General features: G+C 64.8%; 11 protein-coding genes. 6 read left to right on the top strand and 5 right to left on the bottom strand.

The features are described from left to right. Positions 1-15: 15 nt before the first annotated feature. The 3 genes from CFOUR_RS06390 to CFOUR_RS06380 all read left to right on the top strand — a co-directional run bounded on the left by CFOUR_RS06390 (position 16) and on the right by CFOUR_RS06380 (position 5,198). On the top strand, positions 16-591 hold the full coding sequence (locus CFOUR_RS06390) for an adenine phosphoribosyltransferase (RefSeq protein WP_085958067.1): 576 nt from the start codon (positions 16-18) through the stop codon (positions 589-591). Positions 592-642: 51 nt separating this feature from the next. Next, complete coding sequence (locus CFOUR_RS06385) at positions 643-2,919, top strand: RelA/SpoT family protein (RefSeq protein ID WP_085958066.1); 2,277 nt, start codon at positions 643-645, stop codon at positions 2,917-2,919. A gap of 188 nt (positions 2,920-3,107) precedes the next feature. Next, positions 3,108-5,198 carry a bifunctional metallophosphatase/5'-nucleotidase gene (locus tag CFOUR_RS06380; RefSeq protein ID WP_085958065.1) on the top strand — a complete coding sequence of 697 codons (2,091 nt, stop codon included), beginning with the start codon at positions 3,108-3,110 and terminating at the stop codon, positions 5,196-5,198. A gap of 233 nt (positions 5,199-5,431) precedes the next feature. Here the strand turns inward: CFOUR_RS06380 and CFOUR_RS06375 are convergent, their stop codons facing one another. After that, complete coding sequence (locus CFOUR_RS06375) at positions 5,432-5,716, bottom strand: hypothetical protein (protein WP_085958064.1); 285 nt, start codon at positions 5,714-5,716, stop codon at positions 5,432-5,434. Positions 5,717-5,845: 129 nt separating this feature from the next. Beyond that, complete coding sequence (locus CFOUR_RS06370) at positions 5,846-6,805, bottom strand: peptidylprolyl isomerase (RefSeq protein WP_085958063.1); 960 nt, start codon at positions 6,803-6,805, stop codon at positions 5,846-5,848. 116 nt (positions 6,806-6,921) lie between these two features. Here CFOUR_RS06370 and CFOUR_RS06365 point away from each other — a divergent pair, with 116 nt between their 5' ends. Beyond that, positions 6,922-7,557, top strand: coding sequence for an MBL fold metallo-hydrolase (locus CFOUR_RS06365; protein ID WP_179154851.1), 636 nt, complete (start codon positions 6,922-6,924; stop codon positions 7,555-7,557). 21 nt (positions 7,558-7,578) lie between these two features. Next, a complete protein-coding gene (hisS, locus tag CFOUR_RS06360) occupies positions 7,579-8,886 on the top strand; it encodes a histidine--tRNA ligase (protein WP_085958061.1) in 1,308 nt (435 codons plus the stop codon). Positions 8,887-8,910: 24 nt separating this feature from the next. Here hisS and CFOUR_RS06355 read toward each other — a convergent pair whose 3' ends face one another. Genes CFOUR_RS06355 through ypfJ form a run of 3 tightly spaced genes read right to left on the bottom strand, consistent with a single transcriptional unit; the run spans position 8,911 to position 12,057 of the window. Further along, positions 8,911-10,305 (bottom strand): L-serine ammonia-lyase, encoded by a 1,395-nt coding sequence (locus tag CFOUR_RS06355; RefSeq protein ID WP_290179058.1) that lies wholly within the window; start codon positions 10,303-10,305, stop codon positions 8,911-8,913. Positions 10,306-10,360: 55 nt separating this feature from the next. Next, positions 10,361-11,083, bottom strand: a complete 723-nt coding sequence (locus CFOUR_RS06350) for a CBS domain-containing protein (RefSeq protein ID WP_085958059.1) — start codon at positions 11,081-11,083, stop codon at positions 10,361-10,363. Positions 11,084-11,133: 50 nt separating this feature from the next. After that, complete coding sequence (gene ypfJ, locus CFOUR_RS06345; protein WP_085958058.1) at positions 11,134-12,057, bottom strand: KPN_02809 family neutral zinc metallopeptidase; 924 nt, start codon at positions 12,055-12,057, stop codon at positions 11,134-11,136. A gap of 147 nt (positions 12,058-12,204) precedes the next feature. On the opposite strand from ypfJ, the gene aspS reads away from it, so the two are divergent. Further along, positions 12,205-14,028: an aspartate--tRNA ligase gene (gene aspS, locus CFOUR_RS06340; RefSeq protein WP_085958493.1), complete on the top strand. Its 1,824-nt coding sequence runs from the start codon at positions 12,205-12,207 to the stop codon at positions 14,026-14,028. The last annotated feature ends 2 nt before the right edge of the window (positions 14,029-14,030 follow it).

Here is a 14,030-nt window from a genome sequence, read left to right as displayed (position 1 = left end):
AGGAGAATCCAACACATGGCCCCCACACCTATCGACGGCAACCGCTACGCCACCGCCCGCGACGCACTGAAGGACAAGATCCGCCAGGTGCAGGACTTCCCGGAAGAGGGGGTGCTATTCGAAGACCTCACTCCGGTGCTGGCGGATCCGGCCGCGCTGAACATCGTGATCGCAGAGATGGCCTCCGCCAGCCGCAGGCTTGGTGCCGACCTGGTCGGCGGCCTGGACGCTCGTGGCTTTTTGCTCGGCTCCGCCGTCGCCTACGAGTTGGGCACCGGTATCTTGGCCATCCGCAAAAAGGGCAAGCTTCCGCCGCCGGTGGTGACTCAGGAGTACACCACCGAGTACAGCTCCGCGGCACTGGAGATCCCGGCAGATGGCATGGACATCGCCGGCAAGAACATCGTGCTGGTCGACGACGTCCTCGCCACTGGCGGCACCCTTCGTGCAGCCCACGACCTGATCGAGCGCGTCGGCGGCACCGTCGCGGGCTACGTAGTTGTGCTGGAGGTGCCGGGCCTCGGCGGGCGCGAGAAGCTTGGCGACGCTCCGCTGGTAGTTCTCGGCGAAGAGGCCCCGGACGCAGCGTAGGATTGCAGTCTTAACAGCGAGAGAAGTTCCCGTCGTGATCGGAGGCTGGAGATGACCGACAAGCCGGTGAAGCGAACGGGGCCCTCTGTGCGCAGCATGTCTGCGCGCTTGGCGCGGTCGCTGACGGGCAACAGCCGCTCCAAAATCAACCCGGTGCTCGACCCGCTGCTGTCGCTGCACCGCAAGTTCCACCCGAAGGCCGATGCGGAGCTGCTGGACCGCGCCTACTCCACGGCGGAGCGGCTCCACGAGGGCGTCTACCGCAAATCGGGAGATCCGTACATCACCCACCCGTTGGCGGTTGCCACGATCTGCGCCGAGATCGGCATGGACACCACCACGCTGGTGGCGGCGCTGCTGCACGACACGGTGGAAGACACCGACTACTCGCTCGACGACCTCACCCGCGACTTCGGCCCGGAGGTGGCCAAGCTCGTCAACGGCGTGACCAAGCTGGACAAGGTGGCGCTCGGGGCCGCCGCGGAGGCGGAGACGATCCGCAAGATGATCGTGGCGATGGCCGAAGACCCTCGCGTGTTGGTGATCAAGGTGGCGGACCGCCTGCACAACATGCGCACGATGCGGTTCTTGCCGCCGGAAAAACAGGCGAAGAAAGCGAAGGAGACGCTCGACGTCATCGCTCCGCTCGCGCACCGCCTGGGCATGGCGAGCGTGAAGTGGGAGCTGGAGGATCTCGCTTTCGCCATTTTGCAGCCGAAGAAGTACGAGGAAATCGTGCGCATGGTGGCCGACCACGCACCCTCACGTGATCGGGCGCTACGGGAGATCACGGAGACACTGAAACGTGAGCTCGCCGCCAACGGCATCGAGTCCGAGGTGATGGGGCGGCCGAAGCACTATTGGTCCATCTATCAGAAGATGGCGGTGCGCGGTCACGACTTCAACGAGATCTTCGACCTTGTGGGCATCCGCGTCCTCGTGGACACGGTCAACGACTGCTATGCAGCCATCGGCGTGGTCCACTCGTTGTACTCGGTGATGCCGGGCCGGTTCAAGGACTACGTGTCCAAGCCCCGCTTCGGCGTGTACCAGTCGCTGCACACCACGGTGATGACGCCGACGGGCCGCCCGCTGGAGGTGCAGGTGCGCACCCACGAGATGCACTACAACGCGGAGTTCGGCGTGGCTGCGCACTGGCGCTACAAGGAGACCAAGGGCTCCCACAAGGGCGACCAGTCTGAAGTGGACCAGATGGCGTGGATGCGCCAGCTGCTGGACTGGCAGAAAGAGGCGGCGGACCCGAACGAGTTCCTAGACTCGTTGCGCTACGACCTGACCAGCCAGCAAATCTTCGCCTTCACCCCGAAGGGCGACGTGGTGGATCTGCCCGCCGGTTCCACCCCGGTGGACTTCGCCTACGCCGTGCACACCGAGGTCGGCCACCGCTGCATCGGCGCGAAGGTCAACGGCAAGCTGGTCACGCTCGAAACTGAGCTGAAATCCGGCGACCGGGTGGAGATTTTCACCTCCAAGGACCAAAACGCCGGGCCTTCGCGGGACTGGCAGGACTTTGTCGTCTCCCCGCGGGCGAAGGCGAAGATCCGCCAGTGGTTTGCCAAGGAGCGCCGCGAGGAGCAGCTGGAGGCGGGCCGCGACGCGCTGGCCGCGGAGGTGCAGCGCGGCGGGTTGCCCTTGCACAGGCTGTTCACCAACGAGTCCATGCGCCAAGTGGCCACGCGCTTGCACTACCAGGACGTCGACGCGCTCTACACGGCCATCGGTGCGGGCAACGTGTCCTCCCAGCACGTTGCGCACCTGCTCATGGATATGTTCGGCGGCGACGACGACGCCGTCGATGTGCTCACCGCACGCACTCCGATGTCCGCGCTGGTGCGCCCGCAAGCCTCCAGCGACGGCCCGGGCATCCTCGTCGAGGGCAGCCCGGATGTGATGGCCAAGTTGGCGAAGTGCTGCCAGCCGGTGCCCGGCGACGCCATTTTCGGCTTTGTCACCCGCGGCGGAGGAGTTTCCGTCCACCGCACGGACTGCACGAACGCGAACAAGCTCAAAGATGAGACGGAGCGTTTGGTTCAGGTGGAGTGGGCGAACCAGAGGTCGTCGCAAAGCTCCTCGCGCGCGACTATCCAGCTCGAAGCCCTGGACCGCAACGGCCTGCTCACGGAGACCACTGGGGTGTTGTCCGAGTCGAAGCTGCCGATCCTGGCCATGTCCTCGCAGGCGGGCGACGACCGCATCGCCACCATCCGGCTGACCATCGAGGTCTCCGACATCAAGCAGCTCGGCTCCATCATGAACCAGATCCGCAACATCGAGGGTGTTTTCGACGTCTACCGCGTGACTGCTTAACGACGCTCCAAAGGGTCCTCCCAAACGCATCCGAGCAAGACTTAAGGTTTCCTCCAGGTGAAATCTTGGTGCACGGGGGGTTATTTGCCCAGCAACCGCGCCGGTGCTTGGGGCAATTGGGCTGCAACAATGCGGATTTCGGGTTACAAGGGAAGGAACCAATCCGCCCCCGAACTCGAGGAGTCCCCGTGTTTGATATCCGCCGCGCCGGCGCCTTGATCGCCGCCACCACCTCGACTGCGGTCGTGCTCACCGCCGCGCCCTTCGCCGCGGCTGCAGAGGCAGACCAGGTCACCATCAACGTCGCCAACATCACCGACTTCCACGGCCGCCTGGAGGAGAACATCCAGCGGGACAAGGAAACGGGCGAGATTAAGGCGAGCCGCAGCGAGATGGGTGCCGCCAACATTGCCGGCATCATCAACTACATCCGCTCCCACAATCCCAACACCATCGTCACCAACTCCGGCGACAACCAGGGTGGCTCCGCGTTCGTCTCCGCGATCTCCGACGACAAGTACACCATGGACTTCGTCAACGCCATCGGCACCGACGGCACCGCAGTGGGCAACCACGAGTTCGACAAGGGCTACGCGGACCTGATCGACCGGATTGTTCCGGGCACCAACGACAAGCAGCTCGGCGCCAACATCTTCAAGACGGACGGCACCCGCGAGGTCAAGCCGTACACCGTCGTGGAAAGGGACGGCGTCAAGGTCGCACTTGTCGGCACCACCTCCAACCTGACTGTGGCCAAGTCCAACCCGGCAAACGTCAAGGGCCTCGACATCAAGGATTCCGCCCTGCAGGTCAACGAGGAAGCGAAGAAGATCAAGGACAACGGCGAAGCAGACGTCGTCATCGCCCTGATCCACGATCCCGCCAAGGAGGCCTCCGAGAAGCTCGACGCAAACTACGTCGACTTCATCTTCGGCGGCGACTCTCACATCCAGGACATGAACCTCGACGCCGCGGTTCCGTACTTCCAGTCCTACGAGTACGGCAAGGTCGTCACCGACCTGACGTTCACCTACGACAAGGCGGACAAGAAGATCGTTTCCCGCTCGGCCGAGCAGCTCGACGCAACCGACCTGGAAAAGCTGAACATCACCCCGGACGAGGACGTCGCCGCCATTGTCCAGGAGGCGAAGTCGAAGGCCGACGAGCTGGGCGCGAAGGTTGTGGCCAACGTCGACGCCGACTTCAAGCGCGGCTCCAACCCTGGCGCCGAGCCGGGCACCAACCGCGGCACCGAGTCCACCGCGAACAACATGCTCGCCGAATCCGCTCTGGTTGCGCTGGAGAAGTTCCTCGACGAGGAGATCGACCTCGGTGTGATGAACGCAGGTGGCGTGCGCGACGATCTGCTCACCGGCGACGTCTCCTACAAGCAGGCATTCAGCGTCCAGCCGTTCGGCAACAGCATCGACGTGGCAACGCTGACCGGTTCGGCCATCAAGGAGGCGCTGGAGAACCAGTGGCAGACCGAGGAGCAGGCTGCGAAGTCCGGCCGTCCCCGCCTGGATATGGGCCTGTCCGACAACGTCTCCTACACTTACAACCCGGACGCCCCGCGCGGCGAGAAGGTCTCCGCCATCACCATCGACGGCAAGCCGCTGGAGATGGACAAGAAGTACCGCGTCGCGGCGTCGTCCTTCCTCTTCGACGGCGGCGACGACTTCATCGATGCTGAAAAGGTGAGCGACCGCAACACCGTCGGCTACAACGACCTGCAGGCGTTCGTGGACTACCTCCAGTCCGACGCGGCGAAGGTGCGCAAGGGGCAGAAGGACGTCGGCGTGGTCCTGCCGGAGGGTGGACTCAAAGCCGGCGAGAAGAACACCATCGAGCTGACCTCCCTGAGCTACTCGTCCGCCGGTGAGCCGCAGGCCAAGACCGCCACCGTCAAGCTGGGCGATGCGACCGCCTCCGCAGACGTGGACAACGCAGTGACCGACGCTGACGCTGGCTTGGGCGAGCAGGGCCGCGCGACCGTCGAGCTGGAGATCCCGGCGGACGTTGCAGGCGAGCAGACTCTCGAGGTCACCACCGACGCCGGCACGGTTGTCACCCTGCCGGTGAGCGTGGCCGCTGCCGAGAAGCAGACGGAGGAAACCCCGGCCGACACCGACAAGGATTCTGCGTCCTCCTCGTCCGACGCTCCCGTCGGCGTCATCATCGGCCTGATCGCGGCAGTCCTGGCACTGATCCTGCCGCTGGCCCTTGCATTCCCGATCGACTCGGTGCTGGGTCCGATCGCGATGCTCAACAACAAGTAGAACCGCGCGGGCGCGCCCGAACGACACCAGGCCGCCGCTTCCCGGAGGAGGGGAGCGGCGGCCTTGTGCGTGTGATCCGGGGCCCGAATGGGCCAGAACCGGCTACCTGCAACCGGCTACCGCTGCGTTTTCGCAGGGGTAGCCGGTTGCAGGTAGCCGGTTCTGTGTTCCAGCGGGGCTGAAACTGTGTTCCAGCGGGGCTGAAACTGTGTTCCAGCGGGGCTGAATAAGCGCTAGCGCGAGAACTTGGACGCGACAGACAGGATCTGAGTGAGCAGACCGACAACCGTGGTGATCACGGCGATCCAGCTCTTGATCTCTTCGGGGCTCAGATCCTCGATGGAGGAACCCTCTTCACCCGCAGAGGAGCTCAGCCCGTCCTTGGTGGTCTTCTCAGACTCGGTGGACTTGCTCTCGGCGGTGTCGTTGACCGTCGGAGCGGCATCGGCAGCTGCGGCACCGGAGACCATCACGGCGGTGGCAGTTGCGGCTGCGGCGAGACTGGTACGAAGCTTCATGGGTGTTTCCTCACTCGTTGAAATGTGATTGCTTTTGGGAATGCTAACGGGTGGCCGGGGGCAGCGCTACCCAGTGCAGCAGACTCTGCGTTGATTCTCAGATCTATGTTGCCTGCGGCGTCCCGGGTGTTACTTCACCGTCGCCTTTTCAATGCGGACTTCCTCGGCCGGTGCGCCGTCCTGCTCGCCGCCTTCGACACCGTGCTCGGCGATCTTGTCCAGGGTGTCCAGGCCCTCGTCGTCGATGTGGCCGAAATAGGTGTACAGCGGTGGCAGTACGGAATCGCCGTAGTTGAGGAAGAACTGCGAGCCGTTGGTGTCCACGCCGGCGTTTGCCATTGCGATGGTGCCGCGGTCGTAGCGCTGCGGCTGGCCGGTTTGCTGCAGCATCATGGACTTGGCCTGCTTGACCTCCTCTTCGGAGGTGCCCTCCGGCAAGCCCATCTGGGATGGGTCGATCTTCTCCAGTTCCTGGTCGGTGGGCAGCTCGTTTGCGAACTGGAAGCCTGGACCGCCTGCGCCGGTGCCGTCGCGGTCGCCGCACTGGAGCACCTTCAAACCGTCGCCGGTGGTCAGGCGGTGGCAGACAGTGTCGTTGTAGAAGCCTTCCTCGGCCAGGTACTCGATGGCGTTGACGGTGCACGGCGATGCGGCGCGGTCCAGCTCCATACCGATCGGGCCCTGGTTCGTCTCCAGCTCGACGGTGACGGTGCCTTCCGTGGACACGCCCTCGGTTTCCGGGGTGCCGGCGTTTTCGCCGCCCTGCTCGGCGGATTCGTTGTAGGTGCAGTTCACGGTCGCCGGAAGTGCCTGTTCACGCTTTGTGGCCACCGGTTCGAACTTGGAGGCGTCGAACGGCTCCTGCTCCTCGGTGCTCTCCTCGGAGGCCGCGGTGGTCTCGGAGGCCGCAAGGTCGTCGTCGCTGTCGTTGTTGGCGGCGAAGTAGATGCCGCCGCCGATCAGGGCGATCACGGCCGCGGAGATGGCCGCCACCGACCAGGGGCGCGACTTCTCCTTGCGGTCGCGCGAATCAAGTTCGCGCTCTAGGTGGGTAAGGGCTTCTTTGCCGCGCTGTTCATTCGATGCCACTGGGGTTACACCTCGCGTTTTGTAGGGGCCTTGTGTCGGGGTGGGCGGAGTAGACGTCGTCAAGCGTCCGCCCTTGAACGGCTAGAAAGCCTAGCAGCCTCGATATAGTGGCCAGCATGAGAATCGCCGGATTTGCCGCAGGCCCGTTTCAAACCAACTGCTACATCGTCGCCAACGAGCAACGCGCGTTTGTGATCGACCCGGGCCTCGGCGCGCATGAACCTGTCGCGCAGATGACCCAGCAAGAGGGGCTGAGTGTGGAGGCTGTGGTGCTCACGCACGGGCACATCGACCACATCCGCGACGCGGCGGCGTTCGGTGTGGAGACGTTTGTGCATCCGGCGGATGCGTTCATGCTGCTGCGCGGCGAGGGTGTGAGCGAGCAGGCACGGCAGCTTTACGACGCCTCCGGCATGCAACCCATCGACAATCCCACCCCACTCGAGGACGGGCAGACCTTCGAGGTCGCGGGCGTGGAGCTCAACGTCGTGCATGCTCCCGGCCACTCTCCGGGGTGCGTGATGCTTGTCGCCGATGAGGTGGTCTTTTCCGGCGACGTGCTGTTCCGCGGTTCCATCGGGCGCACCGATCTGCCGGACTCGAACCCGGAGCAGATGCAGCAGAGCCTGCGCGGCCCGGTGTGGGACCTGGCGGACGAGCTGCAGGTACTGCCCGGCCACGGGCCCGCGACGACCGTCGCGCACGAGCGCGCGACGAACCCGTTTTTGCGCCAGGCCAACGCCTTCCGCTAGGCGGGCGCTGGCTCCGGCGAGATGGGCGCTGCATTAGACTTGGCTCCTGTGAGCGAGAATCAGAACGACCAGTTTCAGAAGCTTTCCGCACCGAAGGGCGTGCCGGACTACGCGCCGCCGCAATCCGCGGCGTTTATCCGTGTGCGCGACGAGTTTGCCCGTCAGGCGCGCATCGCCGGGTATCAGCACATCGAGTTGCCGGTGTTCGAGGACACTACGCTGTTCGCCCGCGGCGTGGGCGAATCCACGGACGTGGTGAGCAAGGAGATGTACACCTTCGAAGACCGCGGCGGCCGTTCTGTCACGCTGCGCCCGGAGGGAACGGCGGGTGTCATGCGTGCATTCATCGAGCACAACATGGACCGCGGGTACCTGCCCGTGAAGCTGAACTACTACGGGCCGTTTTTCCGCTACGAGCGCCCCCAGGCCGGCCGCTACCGGCAGCTGCAGCAGGTGGGTATCGAGGCAATCGGCGTGGACGATCCGCTCCTGGACGCGGAAGTCATCGCGCTGGCGGACCGCAGCTACCGCGCCATTGGGCTGTCCGGTTTCCGCCTTGAGCTGACCAGCTTGGGCGACAAGAACTGCCGCCCGGCATACCGTGAGAAGTTGCAGCAGTTCCTCTTCAACCTGCCGTTGGACGAAGAGACACGGAAGCGTGCTGAACTCAACCCTCTGCGCGTGTTGGACGATAAGCGCGAAGAGGTCCGCGAGATGACCGCTGACGCGCCGCTGATGCTCGACCACCTTTGCGACGAGTGCCGCGCGCACTTCGAGGCGGTCACGTCCGCGCTGGATAGCTTCGGCGTGCCTTACGTGATCAACCCCCGCATGGTCCGCGGCCTGGATTACTACACCAAGACCACGTTCGAGTTCGTCCACGATGGGCTTGGCGCGCAGTCCGGCATCGGCGGCGGCGGGCGCTATGACGGCCTGATGGCGCAGATCGGCGGGCCCGATCTGTCGGGCATCGGCTACGGCCTCGGCGTGGACCGCGCTGTATTGGCGCTTGAGGCCGAGGGCGTGCAGCTCGAGGGGCTCGACAGCCGCGTCGACGTGTTCGGTATCGCAATCGGCGACGAGGCCCGGGCGCAGATGAGCAAGCTTGTCGACGAGCTCCGCGCTGCCGGCGTCAGCGCCGACATGTCCTACGGGCAGCGTGGACTCAAAGGTTCCATGAAGGGGGCGGACCGCGCCGGCGCCAAGTTTGCGCTGGTGTTGGGGGAGCGCGAGCTGGAAGCTGGCGAGGTCGCGGTGAAAGACCTCGCCGAGCACTCCCAGAAGTCTGTGGCGCTGGACGCGCAGGCAGTCATCGACGCTGTGCGGTAGCTGCCTGCGCGCCGGCCGGGGCGCTTAGCACTCCGTGATGTTCACGGGGAGACCGAGCTGCACGGCGAGGCCGCCCATGGAGGTCTCCTTGTACTGCGTCATCATGTCGCGGCCGGTGGCGGCCATGGTCTCCACCACGTCGTCGAGGGTGACGATGTTGGTGCCGTCGCCGAGCTTGGCGAGGCGGGCGGCGTTGATGGCTTTCACCCCGCCAATGGCGTTGCGCTCGATGCAGGGCACCTGCACGAGGCCGCCGACTGGGTCGCACGTCAGGCCGAGGTTGTGTTCGAGCGCGATCTCGGCCGCGTTTTCCACCTGCGCCGGGCTGCCACCGAGGATGGCGCACATTCCGGCAGCTGCCATGGAGGAGGCGGAACCGACCTCACCCTGGCAGCCGACTTCGGCGCCGGAGATGGACGCGTTGGTCTTGATGATGGAGCCGACCGCTCCGGCGGTAAGCAGGAACTCCCGGGCGCGCTCGGTGGTGAAATCGTCTGTGAAGTCGCGGCAGTAGTGCATCACCGAGGGGATGATGCCTGCTGCGCCGTTGGTCGGTGCCGTGACCACCTGGCCGTGGGCGGCATTTTCTTCGTTGACGGCGAGTGCGTACAGGTTCACCCACTCCATCGCGTCAAGGCCGCGCGCGGTCGACGCTTCGTACTCGGCGGTGAGCAGGCGGTGCAGGCGGTTCGCACGTCGCTTGACGTTTAAGCCGCCCGGCAGCACGCCGTCCGTTTTCAGCCCATGCGCGACGCACTCCTGCATGACGTTCCACACAGCATCCAGGTGAGCGTTGAGTTTGTCGCGGCCGTGGATGGACTCCTCGTTGGCGCGCATGATCTCGGCGACGGTCATGCCCGTCTCGTCGCAACGCTGCATCAGCTCCGCAGCAGTGTCGAAGGGGTAGGGGACGGACTTGATCTCGCGGGCGGCGGCGACACCGGACTCGTCGCGGTGTGCTTCCATCTCCCAGCGGTCCTGGATAAAGCCACCGCCAACCGAGTAATAGTCTTCGCGCTCTGCGATTACGTTGCCCTGGGCATCCCAAGCATCGAAAATGAGGCAGTTGGGGTGCGCTGCCACGGGCGCCGGGTCGAACCGCAGCTCGTATTCCACCTCGCCGGTGGGCCCGGAGATGGTCCCGGTGGCCGGGATAGGCTCGCCCGGCTTCGGAGAGACATCCGCTGACGTCGTGGTGGGCGTGTAGCCGACCAGGCCGAGCAAAGCTGCCCTGTCGGTGCCGTGTCCGACACCGGTTGCGGCGAGGGAGCCGCGCAGCTCTACCAGCACTTTTGCGGGGTAAGTATCGAGTGTGTCAATGAAGGCTTGGGCTGCGCGCATCGGCCCGACGGTGTGGGATGATGACGGCCCGATGCCAATGCTGAACAGGTCGACAACGCTGACAAAGTTTGCTGACATGCCGGGGATACTACAGGAGAATCAGTATTCGAGAACGGGCGGAAAAGAGAAAAGTTTAAGCCTCACGGGCAAGCGCTGGAATGTCCGTGGCGCCGAGCACTGAGACGGGCTTTTGAGTGGGTTTTCCGTGCTCCGTGATAATGGCCAATCGCGGCACCGCGCCAGAGGGCAGTGGGGTGCTCAGCGACTCCATCGCGGCGGCTGCCGTGACGGAACGGGGGAGGAATACCGGCTGGTCCAACTTGCCGCTGTGCGTCAGCACGTCGGCGACGGTGCCTGTGGCGATCGTGTCGTCTGCCCGCAACTCCGCCGCCAGCCACCGCGCGATGGCGTTGGTGGTTAGCAGCCCTACGCATTCGCCGTCTTCGTAGACGGGAAACTGGGCGAGGCCCTCTGATGCGATGACAGCGAGCGGCTCGTGGATGTCGGAGTCGGGGGAGAAGCTGACCACCCGCTGGTGTTCGACGACATCGAGAGCAAGGGTCGGGGCAAGGAGGCGGTCGCGGATGCGCTCGATTTCCGCGACGGTCTCTGGAAGAGGCTCTGCAATCGGACGCAGATTGTCGTACTCGCCGTGGCTGATTGCGTTGCGGAGATCGGCGAACTCCTGCAGTGCATCGGATTGCTCGCGCGTGAGGATGCCCTTTTTCGCCGCCAACCGCGCCATCCAAGAAAAGCCGTCGGACCGCTTCGCGCTCAGCTCCGAGCGCAAGAACTTCTCAATCGCGTTGAACGCAGCAAGAAACGGCACGGCGCGGTTGGTCTCGGCTTTGCTCATGCCGGCCACTGTAGCGCCGTGCCGTCGGTTGAGGCGGGGGAAATCAGGTGCTAGCTCTTGTACACGCCCCGGTTCAGCGTGTCGCAAGCGGACATCTTTCCGGACTCGTAGCCGGACTTGAATGCCTGCATGCGCTGTTCGGAAGAACCGTGGGTCCAGGAATCCGGATCGACCTCGCCGCCAGAGTGGCGCTGGATGCTGTCGTCGCCGATGGACTGCGCAGTCTGCATCACCTGGTGCAGCTGCTCGTCCGAAATCGGCTCCAACGCCGCATTTTCGCCCTGGGATGCCTTGTGCGCCCAGATGCCCGCGTAGCAGTCGGCCTGCAGCTCGATAGCCACCGCAGCGGAATCCTCGCCGGGGTTCTTGTAGTCGCTCAAACCCAGGGTGCCCTCGAGGTTTTGGATGTGGTGACCGAACTCGTGCGCTGTGACGTACTCCTGCGCCAGGGGACCGTTGGAGCCGCCGAGCTGGGACAGCTGGTTGAAGAAGCTCACGTCCAAGTACGCGGTCTTGTCGCGCGGGCAGTAGAACGGGCCGGTATCAGAGCTGGCGAATCCGCACCCGGTGTTGACGTTGTTTTTGAAAAGGGTCATCTCCGGTTCCGTGAACTGCACGTCGGCCTGCGCCGGCAGCACCTCAGCCCAGATGCTGTTGAGCGACCCCATGGTGGCTGCGGCGCGGCAATCGTCGTACTCGTTGGAGGAGCCCTGCTCTTGGCAGTGCTCCAGCGAGTACTCGTCCTGGGACTGCTGCTGCGAGTCATTGCCCCCGCCGAGGAGGCCGTCGAATGCGCCGCTGAAGTAGAGCAACGCAAGAAGAACCAAGATGATGGTGCCGCCGCCACCGCCGCGCAGCAGCAACGGAAGCAGCATCATTGCGCCAGAGCCGAGCCCGCCGCCTCCGCGGCCGCCGCCGGAGGAGGTGTTGACGTTGCCGCCTTGGCCTTGTGCGTAGTCGCCTCGAAAAGTCATGGACAGAATTCTGCCAAATATCCGGCACACGTGTGGGATTTGGGTCCAGCGGGCCCCACCGTGGAAGGGGGCTGGGCGCGCGGTGTCGGAGCTGCGGGTAAACTTTGCCAGGTTAGATTCGCCATCACGTGGAAGGACGTGGAAACTGTGCTGCGCACTCACCTTGCGGGGAACCTCAATAAAGAACTCGACGGCCAGACTGTCACGTTGACGGGTTGGGTTGCCCGCCGCCGCGACCACGGCGGTGTGATCTTTATCGACTTGCGTGACCGTTCCGGCCTTGCGCAGGTGGTCTTCCGCGAGTCCGAGGTGGCTGAGGCTGCGCACGATCTGCGCAGCGAGTACGTCATTCAGGTCACCGGTGTGGTCGAGCCGCGCCCGGAGGGCTCGGCGAACCCGAACCTCGCGTCCGGCGAGATCGAGGTCAACGTCACCGACCTGACCGTGTTGAACAAGGCTGCGGCGCTGCCGTTCCAGATCGAAGACGCTTCCTCCAACGAGGTGGGCGAGGAGGCACGCCTGCGTTACCGCTACCTGGATCTGCGGCGTGAGCGTCAGGCACAGGCGATGCGCCTGCGTGCGAAGGCGAACCAGGCTGCGCGCCGCGTGCTGGACAATCACGACTTCACTGAGATCGAAACCCCGACGCTGACGCGCTCCACCCCGGAGGGCGCCCGCGACTTCCTCGTGCCGGCGCGTTTGAAGCCGGGCTCCTGGTACGCCCTGCCGCAGTCTCCGCAGCTGTTCAAGCAGCTGCTGATGGTGGCTGGCATGGAGCGTTACTACCAGCTGGCGCGCTGCTACCGCGACGAGGACTTCCGCGCTGACCGCCAGCCGGAGTTCACCCAGCTCGACGTAGAGGCCAGCTTCGTCGACCAGGACGACATCATTGCGCTCGCCGAGGAAGTCCTGGTGGAGCTGTGGAAGCTGATCGGCTACGACATTCAGACGCCGATTCCGCGCATGACCTACAAGGAGGCGATGGAAAAGTACGGTTCGGACAAGCCGGACCTGCGCTTCGACATCCCGCTGGTGGATTGCACTGAGTTCTTCAAGGACACGACCTTCCGCGTGTTCAAGGCTGAGTACGTCGGCGCTGTTGTCATGGACGGGGGAGCTTCCCAGCCGCGCCGCCAGCTCGACGCATGGCAGGAGTGGGCGAAGCAGCGCGGCGCGAAGGGCCTCGCATACATCCTGGTCCAGGAAGACGGCGAGCTGACCGGCCCGGTGGCAAAGAACATCACGGACGAGGAGAAGGCGGGCATCGCCGAGCACGTCGGTGCCAAGCCGGGTGACTGCATCTTCTTCGCGGCCGGCGAGACCAAGGCGTCCCGTGCGCTGTTGGGCGCCGCCCGCGGCGAGATCGCGCGCAAGCTGGATCTGATCAAGGACGGCGACTGGGCGTTTACCTGGGTCGTCGACGCACCGCTGTTCGAGCCGGCCGCAGATGCCACCGCTTCCGGCGACGTCGCGCTCGGCCACTCCAAGTGGACCGCCGTCCACCACGCGTTTACCTCTCCGAAGCCCGAGTTCCTGGACAATTTCGAAGAGAATCCGGGCGAGGCGCTCGCGTACGCGTACGACATCGTCTGCAACGGCAACGAGATCGGTGGCGGCTCCATCCGTATCCACGAGCACGACGTGCAAAAGCGCGTGTTCGAGGTCATGGGCATCACCGACGAGGAAGCGCAGGAGAAGTTCGGCTTCCTGCTGGACGCTTTCCAGTACGGCGCTCCGCCGCACGGCGGTATCGCGTTCGGCTGGGACCGCATCGTTTCCCTGCTCGGCGGTTTTGAGTCCATCCGCGACGTCATCGCTTTCCCGAAGTCCGGCGGCGGCGTGGATCCGCTGACCGACGCCCCGGCGCCGATTCCGGCAGAGCAGCGCAAGGAGACGGGCGTGGACTTCAAGCCGAAGAAGGATGCCGAGGCGAAGGGCAACGAGGCCGAGGCTGCCGGCGCCGAGAAGTAGGC

The sequence above is a fragment of the Corynebacterium fournieri genome, assembly GCF_030408775.1.
Taxonomy (GTDB): domain Bacteria; phylum Actinomycetota; class Actinomycetes; order Mycobacteriales; family Mycobacteriaceae; genus Corynebacterium; species Corynebacterium fournieri.
This window is presented reverse-complemented; position numbering and strand designations above follow the sequence as displayed.